General features: G+C 64.2%; 17 protein-coding genes and 1 pseudogene. 10 read left to right on the forward strand and 8 right to left on the reverse strand.

Going from position 1 to position 17,603, the window contains the following annotated elements; translation table 11 throughout:
- Positions 1 to 155 precede the first annotated feature (155 nt).
- The 5 genes from AC066S_RS37490 to pncA all read right to left on the reverse strand — a co-directional run bounded on the left by AC066S_RS37490 (position 156) and on the right by pncA (position 5,840).
- Positions 156 to 1,487, reverse strand: coding sequence for a DUF1236 domain-containing protein (locus AC066S_RS37490; RefSeq protein ID WP_478271857.1), 1,332 nt, complete (start codon positions 1,485 to 1,487; stop codon positions 156 to 158).
- A gap of 7 nt (positions 1,488 to 1,494) precedes the next feature.
- Positions 1,495 to 1,872 carry a GrlR family regulatory protein gene (locus tag AC066S_RS37495; RefSeq protein WP_478271858.1) on the reverse strand — a complete coding sequence of 126 codons (378 nt, stop codon included), beginning with the start codon at positions 1,870 to 1,872 and terminating at the stop codon, positions 1,495 to 1,497.
- A 30-nt stretch (positions 1,873 to 1,902) separates the two neighbouring features.
- Positions 1,903 to 3,936 carry an NAD(+) synthase gene (locus AC066S_RS37500; RefSeq protein WP_126257632.1) on the reverse strand — a complete coding sequence of 678 codons (2,034 nt, stop codon included), beginning with the start codon at positions 3,934 to 3,936 and terminating at the stop codon, positions 1,903 to 1,905.
- Positions 3,937 to 4,075: 139 nt separating this feature from the next.
- A complete protein-coding gene (locus AC066S_RS37505) occupies positions 4,076 to 5,191 on the reverse strand; it encodes an alpha/beta fold hydrolase (RefSeq protein WP_478271859.1) in 1,116 nt (371 codons plus the stop codon).
- A 10-nt stretch (positions 5,192 to 5,201) separates the two neighbouring features.
- Complete coding sequence (gene pncA / locus AC066S_RS37510) at positions 5,202 to 5,840, reverse strand: bifunctional nicotinamidase/pyrazinamidase (RefSeq protein ID WP_126257630.1); 639 nt, start codon at positions 5,838 to 5,840, stop codon at positions 5,202 to 5,204.
- A gap of 263 nt (positions 5,841 to 6,103) precedes the next feature.
- On the opposite strand from pncA, the gene glk reads away from it, so the two are divergent.
- Positions 6,104 to 7,102: a glucokinase gene (glk, locus tag AC066S_RS37515; protein WP_478271863.1), complete on the forward strand. Its 999-nt coding sequence runs from the start codon at positions 6,104 to 6,106 to the stop codon at positions 7,100 to 7,102.
- A gap of 145 nt (positions 7,103 to 7,247) precedes the next feature.
- Entirely contained in the window at positions 7,248 to 7,451 is a 204-nt protein-coding gene (locus AC066S_RS37520; RefSeq protein WP_126257629.1) for a hypothetical protein, read from the forward strand.
- A gap of 61 nt (positions 7,452 to 7,512) precedes the next feature.
- Here AC066S_RS37520 and AC066S_RS37525 read toward each other — a convergent pair whose 3' ends face one another.
- Entirely contained in the window at positions 7,513 to 7,890 is a 378-nt protein-coding gene (locus AC066S_RS37525) for a response regulator (RefSeq protein WP_126257628.1), read from the reverse strand.
- Between the two features lie 111 nt (positions 7,891 to 8,001).
- Positions 8,002 to 8,787 carry a Spy/CpxP family protein refolding chaperone gene (locus AC066S_RS37530; RefSeq protein ID WP_478271860.1) on the reverse strand — a complete coding sequence of 262 codons (786 nt, stop codon included), beginning with the start codon at positions 8,785 to 8,787 and terminating at the stop codon, positions 8,002 to 8,004.
- Positions 8,788 to 9,256: 469 nt separating this feature from the next.
- On the opposite strand from AC066S_RS37530, the gene AC066S_RS37535 reads away from it, so the two are divergent.
- The 6 genes from AC066S_RS37535 to AC066S_RS37560 all read left to right on the forward strand — a co-directional run bounded on the left by AC066S_RS37535 (position 9,257) and on the right by AC066S_RS37560 (position 15,406).
- The gene (locus AC066S_RS37535) at positions 9,257 to 10,597 is read left to right on the forward strand and encodes an ABC transporter substrate-binding protein (RefSeq protein WP_126257626.1); all 1,341 of its coding nucleotides are present in this window, start codon (positions 9,257 to 9,259) and stop codon (positions 10,595 to 10,597) included.
- Between the two features lie 155 nt (positions 10,598 to 10,752).
- Complete coding sequence (locus AC066S_RS37540) at positions 10,753 to 11,691, forward strand: carbohydrate ABC transporter permease (protein ID WP_126257625.1); 939 nt, start codon at positions 10,753 to 10,755, stop codon at positions 11,689 to 11,691.
- A complete protein-coding gene (locus tag AC066S_RS37545) occupies positions 11,691 to 12,602 on the forward strand; it encodes a carbohydrate ABC transporter permease (protein ID WP_135170626.1) in 912 nt (303 codons plus the stop codon). The genes AC066S_RS37540 and AC066S_RS37545 overlap by 1 nt, the downstream gene beginning before the upstream one ends.
- A 20-nt stretch (positions 12,603 to 12,622) precedes the next feature.
- Positions 12,623 to 13,723, forward strand: a complete 1,101-nt coding sequence (locus tag AC066S_RS37550) for an ABC transporter ATP-binding protein (protein WP_126257623.1) — start codon at positions 12,623 to 12,625, stop codon at positions 13,721 to 13,723.
- A 34-nt stretch (positions 13,724 to 13,757) separates the two neighbouring features.
- Positions 13,758 to 14,747, forward strand: a complete 990-nt coding sequence (locus tag AC066S_RS37555; protein ID WP_478271861.1) for a hydroxyacid dehydrogenase — start codon at positions 13,758 to 13,760, stop codon at positions 14,745 to 14,747.
- A 179-nt stretch (positions 14,748 to 14,926) separates the two neighbouring features.
- Positions 14,927 to 15,406 carry a hypothetical protein gene (locus tag AC066S_RS37560; RefSeq protein ID WP_164718595.1) on the forward strand — a complete coding sequence of 160 codons (480 nt, stop codon included), beginning with the start codon at positions 14,927 to 14,929 and terminating at the stop codon, positions 15,404 to 15,406.
- A 62-nt stretch (positions 15,407 to 15,468) separates the two neighbouring features.
- On the opposite strand, the gene AC066S_RS37565 is transcribed toward AC066S_RS37560, so the two are convergent.
- Positions 15,469 to 15,978 (reverse strand): DUF1993 domain-containing protein, encoded by a 510-nt coding sequence (locus AC066S_RS37565; RefSeq protein WP_478271862.1) that lies wholly within the window; start codon positions 15,976 to 15,978, stop codon positions 15,469 to 15,471.
- A gap of 103 nt (positions 15,979 to 16,081) precedes the next feature.
- Here AC066S_RS37565 and AC066S_RS37570 point away from each other — a divergent pair, with 103 nt between their 5' ends.
- The gene (locus AC066S_RS37570; protein WP_126257621.1) at positions 16,082 to 16,861 is read left to right on the forward strand and encodes a transporter substrate-binding domain-containing protein; all 780 of its coding nucleotides are present in this window, start codon (positions 16,082 to 16,084) and stop codon (positions 16,859 to 16,861) included.
- A 266-nt stretch (positions 16,862 to 17,127) separates the two neighbouring features.
- Positions 17,128 to 17,603 (forward strand): annotated as a pseudogene (locus AC066S_RS37575) (DUF2147 domain-containing protein); the annotation flags it as partial.

The raw sequence follows: 17,603 nt of genomic DNA on the forward strand, positions 1-17,603 counted from the left end.
ACCACATGGGGCGGGGGATTGAAGGCTGGGGCAGGTGACGAGGTCCGGACTCCTAGGCACTCCGGACCTCGACACTTTCTGAGATTGAACGCAAGAACGCGCCGTCCGGTTGGGGCATCCGGGCGGCGCGTTGTCGTTTCAGCGTCGTGTTTCGCTCAGCGCGTCTGCGGTTCGATCGTCACCGTGCAGTCGCCCTGCCCCTGTGTTGCGACCACAATATTGCCCGCGGCGGCGCCGAGGGCGATCGGCGCGGACGAGCCGCCGCCGGGCATCTGCACCATCACGCTCATGGAATCCCCCCGCGCGGTCGATCCCACGGTTGAGGGTTCTGCCTGGGCGACATTGCCCGACGCGTCGCGCCGCATGATCTGGCAGTTCACGTTACTTGCGCCGGCCGCCGCCATGCTCGATGAGGCGGCGCCGCCCATTTGCGCGCGGGCTCGCGACGGATCGCGCGGCACCTGGCTGACGATGCGATGCGTACGCGGCTCCACGATGACGACATCGTCATCCGTGGCGAAATATTCGTAGTCGCGATATGCCGGCTCGATCGACACGATCTCGGGCGGAAGCCGGTGGAGACGCACGCGCGGCGGAATCGTCTCGCCGACCCGGATCGAGATGTTCAGATTGCGCTCCGGCTGGGCCAGGCGCGCCCTGCTCACCGTTTCGGAGATCCGCACCTGCTTCTCGGACGTCACCTGGGCCTGCTGATTGACCTGCGTATTGGTCTGGGTGGTCTGGGTGGCTTGATTGGTCTGCGTGCCCGAGCCGCCAGGCGCGGTCTGCGCATTGGTCGGAGCCGTCCGGCTCGTGTCCGTCGCGGTGGCTGGCCGGTTGGTCTGCTGCGCCGGCTGCTGCTGATCGGCAGCATTGCGCGGCGGCTGGGCCTGGTTCTGCTCTTTCTGGTTGGCCGCAGCCCCAGTCCGCTCGTTCTGCTGGCCGGCGGGACCGGTCCTGGATTTCTCGGTCTCGGCCGTTGATTTCTGCGGCGCAGACTTGTCCTGCTTCGTCTCTGCGCTGCTCTTGCCGTCGCGTCCCGGTTTCGCACTCTCGGCTTCACGGTTGCGATCGCGCGCAGGCTCGCGGGATTCTTGTGCCTGATCTCTGGCCTTCGGCTGGTTACGCTCGGCAGAATTGGCCGGCTGGCGCTTGTCGTCGTTGGCCTCCTTGGCAGCGCCGCCCTTCTCCTCGCGGCCCGCGCCCTGCAGTCGCTCCTGGGCGCCCTGTGCACGCTCTTGAACACGTTCCTGGGCGCCGCCGCGCTGCGGCGCGGCGCCTTTCGCCGGCTCCTCGGTCCGTTTCGGCTCGTCTTTGCGCTCACCGGGCGCCTGGGCGTAGGCGACGCCGGAAGCAAGCATCAATCCGATAGCCGCAGTCGATAGCATCAAGTGCCTGCGCATAGTCCCTCTCCTCGAAAATTCGCAACAACACAGGCAAACGTACTGTGGGTGCGAAGGTTCCTGAGGAGGAACGAGGGCGATCAAACCGGGCTTACATCGCGTCCTTGAGCGTGAGGCGGGCTGTGAATGTCACACTGGTCTTGCCGACCAGCGCCATGCCTTCGACCTCGGCGCCGCCGGCGGAATAGTCGCCCGAGAAACCGCAGGTGACCTCCCTGCCGCCGAAGACGAGCGTCCTGCCGACGGCTTCGGTATGCTGGTTGACGATCATGTCGCCGCGCCACTTTCCGTTCCGGAAGGTGTAGCTGCCGGTGTAATAGAAATAGCTATCGCCACCCATGATGCGGCCGTCGCAGAGCACCACGACGCCCCTCGCCTGGCCGCGCTTGCCGTCGCGCATCTCGATGTCGAAGATGTAGAGGCCGTTGACGACCCTGGGCTCCTCCTGTGCTCCATCCACCGCCGACATCCGATCATCCCCCACCGATCCGCCGCCCGATCAGTTCGGCACGTTCCGCTCGAGATCCTCGAGCCAGGCCGCCGCGCTCGAATCCGACGGTGCGCGCCAGTCGCCGCGGGGCGACAATGAGCCGCCCGCCGAGACCTTCGGGCCGTTCGGCATCGCCGAGCGCTTGAACTGGCTGAAGGCGAAGAAGCGGCGCAGAAACACTTCGAGCCAGCGGCGGATCTCGGGCAGATCATACGCCCTGCGCCGGTCGCTCGGGAAGGCCGGCGGCCATTCGCCCTTGGCCACGTCCTTCCAGGCGTGCTGCGCCATGAAGGCGATCTTGGACGGGCGCATGCCGAACCGCAGCGTGTAGAACAGGTTGAAATCCTGCAGCTCGTACGGTCCGACCGACGCTTCCGTGCTCTGCGGCTTCTGGCCGGCCTCCACCGGCACCAGCTCGGGCGAGATTTCGGCCGCCAGGATCGCGCCGAGCGTGCGGTTGACGTCGGCGCTGAACTGCCTGGACGAGATCACCCAGCGGATCAGGTGCTGGATCAGCGTCTTCGGCACGCCGGCATTGACGTTGTAATGCGCCATCTGGTCGCCGACGCCATAGGTGCACCAGCCGAGCGCGAGCTCGGAGAGATCGCCGGTACCGATCACGATGCCGCCGTGATGGTTGGCGAGCCGGAACAGATAATCCGTACGCAGGCCGGCCTGAACGTTCTCGAAGGTGACGTCGTAGACCTTCTCGCCCCGGCCGAAGGGATGGCCGATGTCCTTCAGCATCTGCGTCGCCGTGGTGCGGATGTCGAGTTCCTGCCAGCTCGTCTGCAGCGCCTGCATCAGCGCCAGTGCGTGGGTCTTGCTCTCGCTGCCGGTGGCAAAGCCCGGCATGGTGTAGGCCAGGATGTTCTCGCGCGGCAGGCCGAGCAGATCGACCGCCTTGGCGGCGACGATCAGCGCGTGGGTGGAATCGAGCCCGCCCGAGACGCCGATCACGACGCGCTTGGTGCCGGTGGCGCGCATGCGCTGCACAAGACCTGCGACCTGGATGTTGTAGGCCTCGTAGCAATCCTGCTCGAGCAGGCTTTCGTCGCTCGGTACGAACGGGAAACGCTCCACCTTGCGCAGGAAGCCGATGTCGGCGGCCGGTGGCTTCAACGCGAATGTCACCTTGCGGAAAAACGCCTCGCGCTGCCTGCGGTTGTCGTCGAACGTGCCCATCAGCGCGCGCTCCTGCCTCAGCAGGTCGAGATCGATGTCGGCAGTGGTGATCTGGCCGCTCTGGCGGAAGCGCTCGCCCTCGGCCAGCAGCACGCCGTTCTCGTAGATCGAGGTCTGGCCGTCCCAGGACAGATCGGTGGTCGATTCCCCTGCCCCGGCGGCGGAGTAGACATAAGCCGCGAGACAGCGCGCCGATGTCGACTGGCACAGCAGCGCGCGCGAGCGCGCCCGGCCGATCGTGATCGGGCTGCCCGAGAGATTGATCAGCACGCTCGCGCCGGCGAGCGCGAGCTCCGAGGCCGGCGTCACCGGGATCCACATGTCCTCGCAGATCTCGACGCCGATGGTGAGGCCCGGAACGTCCTCGGCCGAGAACAGCAGGTCGACGCCGAACGGCGCATGCAGCCCGCCGAACGCGATCGTTTCCCCGACCATGCCGGCGCCGGAGGCGAAGTGCCGGCCCTCGTAGAATTCGCGGTAGGTCGGCAAATAGGTCTTCGGCACCACGCCGAGAACGTTGCCGCGATGTATGACGACGGCGCAATTGTAGATGCGATGGCCAAAGCGCAGCGGCGCGCCGACGATCAGGACCGGCATCAGTGCCGCGGAGGCCTCGACCAGGCCGGCGAGGCCGCGCTCGACGGCATCGAGCAGCGGGTCCTGCTTGACCAGATCCTCGATGGCATAGCCGGACAGGCACAGCTCGGGAAACACCGCGACCGCCACCGACTGCTCGTGGCAGGCGTTGGCTGCCGCCAGCACAGCCTTTGCGTTGGCCGAGGGATCGGCGACATGGGACGTGGTGACACAGGCCGCCACGCGCGCAAATCCGTGGGCGTAGATCGAGTGGAAAGTCATCGAGCGCAGTACCCTTGGTCTCTTCGCTGCCGAAGCCGTCAGCTCCGGATCATATGTAGCCCATCGGCCGGGGCGCGTGCAGGCCATCCGCCGTCATGCATAACGGATTTGCAGGGCCGCCGGTTCGCGCCCGACAAGCTCATGCGCTGCGGGCCAGCACGCCCGACAGGTCGTCGCGCAGCCATTCGGCGATCCGCGGCCAGGCATGCGCGTGGGTGCGCGCCCCCATGAACAGGCCAAGGTGGTTGCTCGGCTCGGAAGCCGCAGCAATGAAGGCTGGCGGCGTGCCGAGAAGACCAGCTGTGGCGAGCGCCTGCGCAGCCGGCACGACGTCGTCGTCGAGCCCGGCGAGCAGGAAAACCGGCGCCTTGACGTCCTTCGGATCGACCGTGCGGCCAAGCGCTTTGAAGCTGCCGCCGGCGATCTGGTTCTCCCGGAAGATCCGGTTGACGACCTCCAGATAATACGCACCCGGCAGATCGAGCGTCTCCGCGTTCCAGTGGTCGAAGCGCGCGAGCAGCGACGCGCCTTCCTCGTCCGACAGGTCCCTCTGCAACGCCGCCACGATATCATCGCGGTTTGGCGCCTTGGACCACAAGCGGAGCATCTCCCCGCCGCTGACATTGCCGCCACCGCGTGCGACGAGCTGGTCGTACACCATCTCGGGCGCGTTGCGGGTGAGCCGGCACAACGGCGAATCGATCGAGAGGTCGATGGGGGTGCCGACCAGCACCAGCCGCCGCACCTTGGCCGGAAAGCGCGCCGCATAGAGCAGCGACAGCCAACCGCCCTGGCACAGGCCGACCAGATCGACCGGCGCGCCGATCTCGTCGATGGCGACATTGAGATCGCCGAGATAGCTGTCGATCGAAAGATAGCGCATGCTGGGGGTGGCTGAGCGCCAATCGGTGAGATAGATCCGGTCGATGCCGCCGTCTTGCAGGGACCCCACCACACTGTGGCCGGGCGCGAAATCGGCGATCAAAGCCCGATGCAGCGCATAGGGCGCGCAGACCAGCACGGGCTGACCTGACCGGCTCTGCGAGCAATCGCGCAGGCGCATCGTCGCAAGCTCGAGCGCAACGCGGTTGGGCGTCGTCCACGGCAGGTTGCTCTCATCCTGCTCTGCCCGGCCGCGCTCGACCCACCAGAAGCAAGCGTCCATGGCCAGCCGGGCTGCCGTGAACGGCCATAGCAACGACTCGTCGGGAGCATGACCCGGTCCGCCCGGCTGTTTGCCGATCTTGTCCACCATGACGAGGTCCTTATAAAAACGCCTCGAGGCTGACGACGGAGACGCCGAGCTCGCGAAAGCTCCGATGGGCCGCGGCCACCGAGCCGTCGAGATCGATGCCGCGGCAGGCGTCCTCGATCACGGCCACCTCCAACCCCGCCTTGCGCGCATCCTCCGCCGAGAAGCGGACGCAGAAGTCCAGCGCGAGACCGGCGACAAAGACAGTCTTCAGCTCACGTTCGCGCAAATAGCCGAGCAGGCCCGTCGCCGTCTTGTGGTCGTTCTCGAACAATGCCGAATAGGAATCGATGCCGCGGCGAAACCCCTTGCGCACCACCAGGCTCGCCCTGACGACGTCGAGATCGCGATGGAATTCGGCGCCCGAGGTGCCCTGCACGCAATGCGCCGGCCAGAGCACCTGGGTGCCATAGTCGAGCTCGATGGTCTGGAACGGCTGCTTGCCCGCATGGTTCGTCGCGAATGAAACGTGGTCGCGCGGATGCCAGTCCTGGGTCAGCACCACATTGGCGAATTTTTGGGCGATTCGGTTGATCGCGGGGACGACCTTCTCACCGCCGGGAACGGCGAGCGCTCCGCCGGTGCAGAAGTCGTTCTGCACATCGATCGCCAGCAGCACGTCGTGGTCGGAAATCTTCATCGCCAATCTCATTCCTTCCATGTGCCCGGCGCGCCGGCCGCCGGACAGGCCCGCCTTAGTGTCGGTCTTCCCGCCCAGCTTCGCAACCGCCGCCACCTTGCGGAGCCTGCGCGAATTGGTCACTACGGCCGCCAGGATGCAACGGTTTGGCCTCGTCCGTGTTGACTAGGCGCACCCGAGGGCGGATTCTCGAAACTGTTCGTGACGGGTGGATGGGGTCGAAGGCGCGGAGGACAGGGTTGCCGAGGCCGGAAGGCGGCGGCGGCCACGAGATCATGAATATCGGCAAGACAGGACAGATTCTTCTCGCCGATATCGGCGGCACCAATGCGCGCTTCGCGCTGAGCCGGAGCGAATTGGGCCAAGAATTGGGCCAAGGCGATCAATCCGGACCGATCGATTATGTAAAGGTCGCCGACTTTCCGACGGTCCGGGAGGCCATCGCGGACGTCCTGGCGCGTCGGGCCGGTGGCGAACAGCCCCGAAGGGCCGTGCTGGCCGTGGCGGGTCCCGTCACCAACAACCGCTGCGTCATGACCAACAGCCCCTGGGTCATCGACGGCAACGAGCTGCAACCGGCTCTGGGCTTCGACAGCGTCCACGTGCTCAACGACTTCGAGGTGGTAGCCTGGTCCCTGCCCGCCTTGCAGCCTGCCGATCTCATCCCGCTCGGCGGCGGCGATGGCCTGTCCGGCGAGCCGTTGCTGGTGGTCGGTCCCGGAACCGGCTTTGGCGTCTCCTGTCTGGTCCAACGCCATGGCGCGCGCCTCGCCGTCGTCACCGAAGCCGGACACGCGACCCTGCCGGCGGAGAATGAGCGCGAGGAACGCGTGATCGCGTGCTTGCGCCGACGCCTCGGCCACGTCTCCATCGAACGCGGCGCGCTCTCGGGTTCCGGGCTGCAAAATCTCTACGAAGCCTTGGCGGAAGTTGACGGCGCTCAGGTGCCGCATCGCGATGCTGCCGGCATCACCAAGGCGGCCCTGGAGGGCAGCTGTCCCGTTAGCCGGGCGACGCTCGAGATGTTTTGCGCCATCTTGGGCTCGGTCGCCGGCAATCTCGCGGTGACGTTCGGCGCCCGCGGCGGCGTCTATGTCGCCGGCGGAATCGTGCCGCGCTTTCCCGAGTTCCTGACCGCCTCCGCGTTCCGGCCGCGCTTCGAAGCCAAGGGCAGGTTCCAGGACTATTTGCGCAACATCCCGACCAGGCTGGTGATCAAGCCCGATGCGAGCTTCGTCGGCCTGAAGATGTTTGCCGACCATAACGTGGATTGAGCTGCGCGGGAATTCGCCCCGCTCGCTGGTTCCAATATTCACAGATGATTCAGCGTCCGCGCGGTTCCACGCATGAACGTGCTTGCCTCCATGTTCCCTATGCGAAACAATCAGACCGTGTGTGGCGTAGTTGCGGGGGCGTGACATGCGTAAGCAGGATCTGGGTTTCGACTATCACCGCTATCACCGCCTGCTGAGCGAGGCGGACGACGAGGACAAGCGGCTGGCCCTGATCGACCTCTTGATCGAGGAAAAGGCGCGGGACCGGCTGGCCGCACAGCGCGCCTCGGACCGGGCGGCCATGACGGCCCACACCATTGCCAGGGTGCTGAAGAACGGCCGCAGCTGAGCTGCGGCGTCTTTGTCGTCAGGCGTCTTCGTCGTCAACGGTGCGGCATCTGTGCCGTGGGTCAGTGCGGCGCCTGGGCCGAGGCTCCAGGAAACATCGAATCGATCATCGCCTTGAGCTGATCCATCGCGATCGGCTTGCGCAGGATCGGCCGGCGCCGGAGCAAGGACGGCAGCAGTTCTGGCCCGTAACCGGTGGCGAACAGAAACGGCTTGCCGCGACGTTCGATCAAGTCGGCGACGGGATCGACGTAGACGCCCATGAGATTGATGTCGAGGATGGCCAGATCGTATTGCGCGGTCATGGCGAACGCGCTCGCGTCCCGAACATTGTCCGCTTCCGCGACGACGTGGTGGCCGAGTTCCACCACCATGTCGGCGATCATCATCCGGATCAACGCCTCGTCTTCGACCAGGAAAACGGAGAGTCCGTCCGCCATCTCAACTCCGCAGTCAGCTTGCGAAGCTAACCATACATCAATTGCGGAGAGGATACACGAATTCGTGGCGGGCGCCGTTAATTCAGAGGCGCCCGATCCGATTCAACTTGATCAATCCAGTCCGCGCTCGTGGCTCAGGCGCACCATCTCCTGGATGAAGACCTGCTTCTGCTTGTCATCGAGGCTCGAATAGAGCGGCTCGGCGGCGTCGGCGACATTGCGCTGGTCGGCGGCACGGTCGATCAGAAACTGCGCCTCGTTGCGCATCTGCTCGATGATGTCGTCGGGCGGATCGCGCTTGGCACGCGCAACCCGCAAGTTGAGCCGCTCTGCACCATTATGTCCCAGGTAGTGCATCGCGCTCGAAAAGCCGTACCAGTGCTTCTCCTGTTCGGGCGTGAGGTTCAGCTCGGTCTTGATCCGCTCGATATAGGAATCGCTGTTGGCCACGATCTGCTCGGCGGTCTGCTGCGGCGCGCCGGGCTGGGTGAGGACGGTAACGTCCTTATTGTCCTTGCCCTGCGGAGCGTTCTTGGCTTCCTTGCTCGCCTTGGCGCCCTTGCCCCCTTTGGCAGTCTTGGCGTCCTTGTCCTTGGCTGCGCCCTGCTGCTTGGCGTCCTTGCTGGACTCCTTGGCGGCCGGCGGCGGATTGCCGCCATTGTTGTTGCCGACGCCGAGCACGCCGGTGAAGACGCCGACCACGCCGCCGATTGCGCCGCCGAGCACGCCACCGACCGGACCTGCCGCCTTGTTGCCGGCGGCCGCGCCGTCCTGAACGCCTTTAACCAGACCTTGCGCATTGGCCACGGCGGCGGCACCGAGCAGCAGCGCGAGCGCGGCCCCGAGCGCGATGCATCGCCGCATGTGAAGCCGCGCTGACGGCACCGGGTTGATCATTCTCGTCTCCATCGTCGATCTCGCTCGCCTGTTGGGCGGCAGCCAACCCGCCCACCGTAACTCTATCGTTTCCACCGCTTCGCGGTCCAGCCGCAGCCAGGTACTGTCCACGCCCGAAAAGTCTTTCGCGCGAAGCGGTTATGAAGGCTCATTCGAAACTGCGGCGTAATTGCGCATGGATTGTTCCTGGCCGGTTCAGGCCAAGTGTGCGTCGCAAAAAACAAGCGTTGGCAGCTCACGACCGCCACAGCACGCCAACCTTTCAGGACACAACGTTAGTTCTATGTGCGAGCCGTTCGGGTTTCTCGACAGACGCGATCAATCATGATCTGATCGCGCTACCAATTTGTTGCGGATCGGTGAATTGCCATCGGGCCGACGGCATCAACAAGAAAATCGAACAACAAGAAACTCGGAAAAGACGTCTTAGAGGAAACTCCAACAACAAACACCCAAGCGAGGAAACGAGATGTCACGCAAGAGACTGACGCGACGTCAATTTGTGGCTGCCACTGCAATGTCCTCCGCGGCGCTGATCACGGCGCCCTACGTCCGGGGCGCCTACGCCGCCGGCAAGCTCGCAATCGGGTTCTGGGACCACTGGGTGCCCGGCGCCAACAAGACCTCGACCGAACTGGTCAATGAATGGGCCGCCAAGGAGAAGGTAGAGATTTCGATCGACTATATCTCGAGTCAAGGCAACGGAATCCAGCTGAAAATCGCCGCAGAAGGCCAGGCGAAATCCGGCCATGACATCCTCGCGATGCCGACATGGTGGCCACACGCGCAGTCCGATCTGCTCGAGCCCATGAACGACGTTATGGAGCCGTTGATCAAGCAGAACGGCGAGGTGAACGGCACGGTCCAGTATCTCGGCAAGTCCGGCGATAAATGGCTTGGCGTTCCCGCCACGATCGGCAGCCAGATCAAGGGTCCCTGCTCGCGCATCGATCTGTTGAAGAAGCACGCCGGCATCGATGTGCAGGAAATGTATCCGGCCGGCAGCCCGCCCAAAGCCGACAACTGGACGACGGACACATTCCTGAAAGCGGCAGAAGCGTGCAAGAAAGGCGGCAATCCGTTCGGGATCGGACTGGGTGAGACAACCGACTCAGTCGATACTGCGGGCGCGTTTTTTCAGGCGTTCGGTGGCCAGCTCGTCGACGGCAAGGGCAACATCACCGTCAAGAGCGATGGGGTAAGGCAGGCTCTCGAATTCTACAAGAAGCTCATCCCCTTCTTGCCAGCGGGCGTCGCGTCCTGGGACGACTCCCATAACAACAAGGCGCTGGTTTCCGGCGAGGCCTCGCTCATCATGAATCCGCCCAGCGCCTGGGCAGTCGCCAAGCGGGACGCGCCGCAGGTCGCCGAGCAATGCTGGACCCACGGCTTCCCAGTAGGACCGAAAGGACGATTTGCACCGTTCCTTCCGTACTTCTGGAGCGTCTGGAATTTTTCCAAGAACAAGCCAGCCGCCAAGAGCCTGCTGGTTTATCTATCGCAACCGGCTGCGGTCGAGCGACTCGTCGCGGCCAGCGGTGGCTATGACCTGCCGGCATTCGAGAAACTCACGACCCTGAAGACCTGGGCGGAAGAAGGCCCGCCGAAGGGCACGCTGTTCCACTATCCAAATCCATTCAAGCACCAAACGCTGTCGATCGCCGCCTCACCGGCGCCGCCGAAGGTCGCGCAACAGATCTATACCCAGGCCATCCTGACCAAGATGTGCCTGAGATTCCATCAAGGCGAGGCGATGGAAAAGACGCTGGCCTGGGCGGAAGGCGAGTGTGAGGGCTACATGCGGAGCTAGGACGGAGGGAGATCGCCGCGACGGCCCGCGTGTTGCGGGGACGCTGCGGCGAATCCGTTTTCGCGCCAGCGCAAGCGAAAGCCGACGTCAAGCCGGCTTTCGCCGCAATCCCGGGAATTGGTTCATCGAAGTGAATCGCGCAAGGAAGATACATCATGGCTGATGTCGCATTGCAGCCGAACAAGGTAGGCGCAACGCAACCGGCACGGAAACGCTCCAGCCTGCACAAGGCGCTCAAGCGAAAATCGACCGCCGCTTTCCTCATGACGCTGCCGCTGATCCTGCTGATCGCCATCCTGGTGATCTATCCGGCGTTTTATTCGCTGCATCTGGCGTCGCTGAACAAGTCGATGCAGCGGTTCGTCGGCCTCGGCAATTTCGAGTTTCTGTTCAAGCGCGAAACGTTTTGGCTCGTGGTGAAGCAATCCTGCATCTTCGCGATCACAGCCGTCATCTTCAAGGCTCTGCTGGGCTTTATCATTGCGCACTTCGTTCACAACATACCGGCCAAGGGCCAGCGCAAATGGCGCGGCATGCTGCTGGTACCGTGGGTCATCCCCCCGGCGATGAGCACACTGGCGTGGCTGTGGCTGTTCGACCCCTCCTACAGTGCGTTCAACTACACGCTTTCTTTCTTCGGTATCGGGCCGATCCCGTGGACCGGCGATGCCATGTGGGCCCGCTTCTCGGTCATTCTCGTCAACATCTGGGTCGGCGCGCCGTTCTTCATGATCATGTATCTGGCGGCGCTGAAATCCGTGCCGGAGCAGCTCTACGAGGCCGCCGCCATCGATGGCGCCAATTGGTGGCAGCGCCTCTGGTATGTCACGTTGCCGATGATGCGAAACATCATCGCGATCACGACGCTTTTCTCGCTGATCGTCACCTTCGCCAATTTCGATATCGTCCGAATCTTGACCGCCGGCGGTCCGCTGGATCACACCCATATTTTCGCGACCTGGGCGTTCCGGATCGGTATCGAAGGCAGCGACATTCCGCTCGGCGCCAGCGTCTCGCTGTTCATGCTGCCGATCCTGGCCATCGCAGCGGTATTCATCCTGCGGGATGTCAACAAGCGCGGGAATGAAGCCTGATGAGCACGGTAACAGTCGACAAGAGCGCGCCGAGGCGCACGGTCAAGTATGGCAGCATGAGCCGCGACCGGACATGGGCGCTGCGATGGTCCTATTTTTTCCTCACCCTCTTCGCGATCTTCTCTCTTGTGCCACCCCTCTACATGCTGGTCACATCGCTCAAGACCAGCGCCGAGATATCGGCGGCGACCAATCCGTGGTGGGTTTTTCACCCGACGCTGGAAAACTATATCGGATTGCTGACCTCGAACCAGTTCCTGACGTTCTTCCGCAATTCCGCGTTCGTCTCGATCTTCGTGGTGACGATCACCATGCTGATCAGCGTGCCGGCCGCTTTCGCGCTGGCGCGGATGCGGTTCTGGGGCTCTGCGACGCTCGCGACCGGGGTTTTCCTGACCTACCTGATCCCCGAGACGCTGCTGTTTCTGCCGCTGTTCAAGATGTTTGCGGCATTCGGCGAGTTCACTGGAATACAGCTGATCAACAAATGGTATGTGCTGCTGATCGTCTATCCGACGCTCACGGTGCCGTTCTGCACCTGGATCATGATCGGCTACTTCGCATCGATCCCGAAGGAACTCGATGAAGCCGCCATTATCGACGGCGCGTCATGGTTTCAGACGCTGACACGCATCTTCATTCCGGTTGCCTTCCCCGGCATCATTGCGGCGACCATTTTCGCCTTCACGGTCTCCTGGGCGCAATTTCTCTATCCGCTGGTGTTCACGACCTCGACCGATCAACAGGTGCTGCCGGTCGGCATCATCACCAGCCTGATCAAGGGCGACGTCTTCAACTGGGGGCAGATCATGACCGGCGCGCTGCTCGGCGCTGCGCCGCCGCTGATCGTCTACGCCTTCCTGATGGACTATTACATTGCCGGCCTGACCGCCGGTGCGACAAAGGGTTGATGGCGAGGAGCTGAAGTTCGATGGCTGAAGTTGCTTTGCGGAAGGTAGTTAAGCGTTACGACGATGTCGAAGCCGTGCGCGGCATCGATCTCGACATCGCCGACCACGAGTTCATCGTGCTGGTCGGTCCCTCCGGCTGCGGCAAGTCGACGACGCTGCGCATGATCGCAGGGCTCGAGGACATCAGCGACGGCGACATCATGATCGGCGGCGACATCGTCAACGACGTGCCACCGAAGGACCGCGACATCGCGATGGTGTTCCAGAACTACGCGCTCTACCCGCACATGACGGTCGCGGAGAACATGTCGTTCGGGCTGCGCCTGAAGCACTATCCGAAGGCCGAGATCAAGGCGCGGGTGACGGAGGCCGCCCGCCTGCTCGACATCACCGACCTGATCGACCGCAAGCCGAAGCAGCTCTCCGGCGGCCAGCGCCAGCGCGTCGCGATGGGGCGGGCCATCGTGCGCAATCCGAAGGTCTTCCTGTTCGACGAGCCGCTGTCCAATCTCGACGCGAAACTGCGCGTGCAGATGCGGATCGAGATCAAGAAGGTGCACCAGAAGGTGCGCACCACCACCGTCTACGTCACCCACGACCAGGTCGAGGCGATGACGCTGGCCGACCGCGTCGTGGTGATGAACAAGGGACGGATCGAGCAGATCGGCACGCCGAACGAGCTCTATCACAAGCCTGCGACGCGCTTCGTCGCCGGCTTCATCGGCTCGCCGGCGATGAACTTCATCCCATGCCGGCTCGAGGACGTCGGCGGCACGCTGCAGATCCGCCTCACCGACCGCATTGCCTTCCCGCTGCCGCCGGCCCGGGCCGCGCGCTACAATTCGCTGCCGCGCACCGACAAGCTGCTGCTCGGCCTGCGGCCCGAGCATCTCACCGAGTCGCATGCGCATCTGGAGCCCGGCGTCGAAACCTTCGACACCGTGCTCGACGTCACCGAGCCGATGGGAATGGAGACACTGGTCTATTTCGGACTCGAGGGCACGCCGGTCTGCGGCCGCGTCAATCCCAATGCCGGCGCCAAGGACGGGGCTCCCATGCGTTTGGCGATGGACCTCAACAATATGCACCTGCTAAACGAGGCGACCGGCGCCGTGTTGTGACGCCGGTTCAAGAAACTCGCGCAGGCAGGGGACGATGGCGACCAACAAGAAGAAGATTTTCGTTACGCAAACTTTGTCGCAAGGGGCACGCGCCCTCCTCACCCGGCGGGACGATATCGAGCTCGTCGAGTTTGCGAACCTTATCTCGGCTGCGGATTTCGAGGCCTTGCTGAAGCGCCACGCGCCGGTCCACGGCGTCGCGCTCGGCGCCACCGCCTTCGGCGAGGCCGAGCTCGAGGCCGCAAGAGACATGAAGGTGGTGACCCGGATCGGCGTCGGCTACGACGCCGTCGACGTTCCCGCCCTCTCCCGCCGCAAGGTGCCGCTGATGGTTGCGGGCAGCGCAAACTCGCCCTCGGTCGCGGAAGCGGCGCTGTTCATGATGCTGACGCTGGCCAAGCGCGCCCAGGAGCTGCACGCCTGCGTCAAGGACGGCAAATGGGCCGACCGGCTCGGCATGCTGCCGTTCGATCTCTACGGCAAGACCGTGCTGGTGATCGGGTTCGGTCGCATCGGCAGCCGCACCGCCAAGCGCTGCCTGGCGATGGAAATGAAGGTGCAGGTCTACGATCCCTACAAGCCTGCCGCCGAGATCAAGGCTGCCGGCTGCGAGCTCGTCGCCGACCTCGACGCCGCGCTGCCGAACGCCGATTTCGTCACCATCCACTGCCCGAAGACGCCGGAGACGGTCGGCCTGTTCGATGCGGCGCGGATCGGCCGGATGAAGCCGAGATCCTATCTCATCAACACCGCGCGCGGCGGCATCGTCAAGGAAGCCGCGCTCCACGACGCGCTGGTCTCGGGCAAGCTGGCCGGCGCTGGCATCGACGTGTTCGAGGTGGAGCCGCCGCCGGTCAGCAACGCGCTGTTCGCCCTGCCCAACGTCATCATCGCCCCGCACGTCGCCGGCGTCACGGTCGAGGCGGTCCAGCGCATGAGCGAGCAGACCGCGCGCAACATCCTGAGCGTGCTCGACGGCGATCCGATCCGGCAGAACGTGATCAATCAGGACGTGCTCGGCTGAGCTGAGCCAAGCTGGGTCCTGGCGAGCGACGGAAGCGCCCGCCTTCGGAACGCCAGGAAGCGTCCCATTTTGGCGCAGATCGGGCCCCAACTCAGCCTTAATCAAGCGCGCCTAATGTTCCCGGCCGCGGCGGCAGTGGGACAGAACTGGCCGGCCGCGTCGAGCTGGAGGATGGAGCCTTGTCAGAGATCGACCCGACCGACCACGCGCTGGCGACCATCGCCAGCATTTTGGAGCACCCCGAGCCCGTCCTCGTCGTTCGTGAGACCGAGACCATCCGGGAGACCGAGATCGTCGTCGTCGGTGAGCAGCCGTCGGTCGAAGAACATCATGCTGTCGACGAGCATCCAATGATCGACGAGCAGCCGCTGGTGCCAGAGCACATCGATGCGGATGGCTACAGCAAGGTTGGCCCTGGTCCGATGGTCGCGATCCGCCTCAAATGGACGGTCAATCGCGGCGATGACGGCCAGTTCTACGTCCACGAGACCATCGGCGAGCAATCCGCCCCCGTGGTCAGCGGCCCGATGACGAGCGAGGCCGCCGTGCGCTTCGTTGACGAACGGGAGGACGAGTCACATCGTCGCTTCGAAGAGCTGCGCAGCGAGATCGCCGGCCGAAGCTCGCTCGCCGACTACGAGCGCAAAGGCGAAGCGTAAAGCTGCACCGGAGGTCGTTGTGCACCTCTCCCGTAGGGAGAGGTGCACACGAGTCTCCGCAACTACTTCCTTCCGAGATAATCCTTTTTCACAAGCTCGACGCCCGCGTGCCGCAACAGGTCGTAGGCGGTCGTGACGTGAAAGAAGAACTGGGGGACGCTGAACGTCAGCAGCAGCGTCCGCCCGGTGAAGGGCAGCTCGGTCCCGTTCTTCAGCTTGAAGAAGACATTGCGCTCCGCCGCCGCCTCGATCTCTGCGCGCGGCAGGCTTTCAATGAACTCGATCGAGGTCGCGATGCGCGCCTGGAGCCCGGCCATGTCGCGCTCCAGCGCCGGCAACGCTACGGGCTCGCAGTCGGCCAGCAAGGCCGGCGCGACGACGGCGTGGCGACAGGCTTCACCCACCTGCTGTGCGAGGTCGTACATGTTCGGCGCAAGGCGCATGCCGAGCAGGACTGCCGGGTTGAACTTGCGGGCCTCCGCATAGGCGACGCCCTTGTCGAGCAGCGCGGAGAGGTTACGCAAATACGGCACGAAGAGGCCGACCGAGGCCTCGTACGTCGAGATCGTCACGTCGAGATTCCTTTCAATTCCGCCTCGCCAGAGGCGCGCATCTGGTTTAAATCCACGCTGTGAAGAGCTGTACAATGACAGCTTACGCAGGGGTGGAGAAGAGATGATCGTGCGTATCGCATTGGCTTTGGCCGTGGCGTTGTTGGCAAACCTTTCGGCCCAAGCGCAGCAGGCGCCTTCGCGGCTCGACGAGATCGTCAAGCGCGGCACCTTGCGGGTCGGCATGACCGGCGACTACAAGCCCTTCACCTATCTGGACAAGGCGACGCAGACATTCAGCGGCTTCGACGTCGATATGGCGGAATCGCTCGGCAAGGCGCTCGGGGTCAAGGTCGAATACGTAGCCACGGCCTGGCCGAAGCTGATGAAGGATTTCGAGGCCGACCAGTTCGACATCGCGATGGGCGGCGTCTCGGTCACGCTCGACCGCCAGAAGAAGGGCTTCTTCTCGACGCCGATCATGCGCGAGGGCAAGACGCCGATCACGCGCTGCGCCGACGTCGGCAAGTATCAGAGCATCGCCGACATCGACAAGAAGGGCACCCGCGTGATCGTCAATCCCGGCGGCACCAACGAGCGCTTCGCGCGCGCCAACATCAAGGACGCCGACATCACCGTCTTCCCCGACAACACCGTGATCTTCGACGAGATCGCCAAGGGCAATGCCGACCTGATGATGACGGACGCCTCCGAGACGCGCTACCAGCAGAAGCAGCATCAAGGCGTGCTCTGCGCGGTGCATCCGGAAAAACCGTTCGATTTCTCCGAGAAGGCCTACTGGCTCCAGCGCGACATGGCGCTGAAGGCCTTCGTCGACCAATGGCTGCACATTTCCATGGAAGACGGCAGCTACAGGAAGATCTACGCCGCCTGGTTCGATTAGAGCGTTGTCGCGCGAGGCAAGGAACCGCTGCCGTCAAGAAGACGCGCTGAGGTCAGACCTTGGAATCCCGTTCCGATTCCGTTGGCATGGCGCTTCAGGCCGCGTCCTCCTGTCGCTGCCTCGGCCCAACTTTGGACCGGCCCCTCGCCTATTGAACCCTGAACCGCAGGACGGCGACTCATACCGAGACAGTGATCTAGATCACGTTTTGCAATCGAACCGCCGCGTAAGCGTCGGTGCGGGGACCACCTGTTCAGGAGATGGAAATGAGGAAGCTGTTGGCCACGGCCGCATTCCTGTTGGCGAGCACAGCTGCCCAGGCGCAGTACACGTTCGAATATGGCGGACACACCATCCGCATCGACCCCGACCGCGGCACGGTTCAGATCCCCGGCGTGTACGACAACACCGGCCAGACCAAGGCCAAGAAGGCCAAGAAGAACGAAACGGCGCCGGGCCAGCAGCCGCCCCAGCAAGCCACGGTCGAGCCGCAAACGCCGGCTGCACCAGTTCCCGCGCCTGCCCCAATCGCCCCGCCGCCCGCGGCGGCCCAAGCGCCTGCGGCTCCTCAAGCGCCCGCGGCTGCCCAGGCGCCTGCGCCGGCCTCCGCGGCCGTGGCGCCACCGCCGGCTCCCCCTGCGGCGCCAACCGCCAGCAATGCGCCGGCCGAGACCGCGGTATTGCCGCCGCCCGCGCCGCCGGCCCCCCCTCCGGCTCCGGCGCCGGCCACGCAGCAGGCCGC

The organism is Bradyrhizobium sp. CFUWI (assembly GCF_056429085.1).

Bases quoted from the DNA above. Each gene is read 5' to 3' on its own strand.
- glk (WP_478271863.1), top strand. From the start codon at position 6,104: ATGAATATCGGCAAGACAGGACAGATTCTTCTCGCCGATATCGGCGGC.
- AC066S_RS37525 (WP_126257628.1), bottom strand. From the start codon at position 7,890: ATGGCGGACGGACTCTCCGTTTTCCTGGTCGAAGACGAGGCGTTGATC.
- AC066S_RS37545 (WP_135170626.1), top strand. From the start codon at position 11,691: ATGAGCACGGTAACAGTCGACAAGAGCGCGCCGAGGCGCACGGTCAAG.
- AC066S_RS37505 (WP_478271859.1), bottom strand. From the start codon at position 5,191: ATGGTGGACAAGATCGGCAAACAGCCGGGCGGACCGGGTCATGCTCCC.
- AC066S_RS37530 (WP_478271860.1), bottom strand. From the start codon at position 8,787: ATGATCAACCCGGTGCCGTCAGCGCGGCTTCACATGCGGCGATGCATC.
- AC066S_RS37550 (WP_126257623.1), top strand. From the start codon at position 12,623: ATGGCTGAAGTTGCTTTGCGGAAGGTAGTTAAGCGTTACGACGATGTC.
- AC066S_RS37570 (WP_126257621.1), top strand. From the start codon at position 16,082: ATGATCGTGCGTATCGCATTGGCTTTGGCCGTGGCGTTGTTGGCAAAC.
- AC066S_RS37555 (WP_478271861.1), top strand. From the start codon at position 13,758: ATGGCGACCAACAAGAAGAAGATTTTCGTTACGCAAACTTTGTCGCAA.
- AC066S_RS37520 (WP_126257629.1), top strand. From the start codon at position 7,248: ATGCGTAAGCAGGATCTGGGTTTCGACTATCACCGCTATCACCGCCTG.
- AC066S_RS37535 (WP_126257626.1), top strand. From the start codon at position 9,257: ATGTCACGCAAGAGACTGACGCGACGTCAATTTGTGGCTGCCACTGCA.
- AC066S_RS37540 (WP_126257625.1), top strand. From the start codon at position 10,753: ATGGCTGATGTCGCATTGCAGCCGAACAAGGTAGGCGCAACGCAACCG.
- pncA (WP_126257630.1), bottom strand. From the start codon at position 5,840: ATGAGATTGGCGATGAAGATTTCCGACCACGACGTGCTGCTGGCGATC.
- AC066S_RS37500 (WP_126257632.1), bottom strand. From the start codon at position 3,936: ATGACTTTCCACTCGATCTACGCCCACGGATTTGCGCGCGTGGCGGCC.
- AC066S_RS37495 (WP_478271858.1), bottom strand. From the start codon at position 1,872: ATGTCGGCGGTGGATGGAGCACAGGAGGAGCCCAGGGTCGTCAACGGC.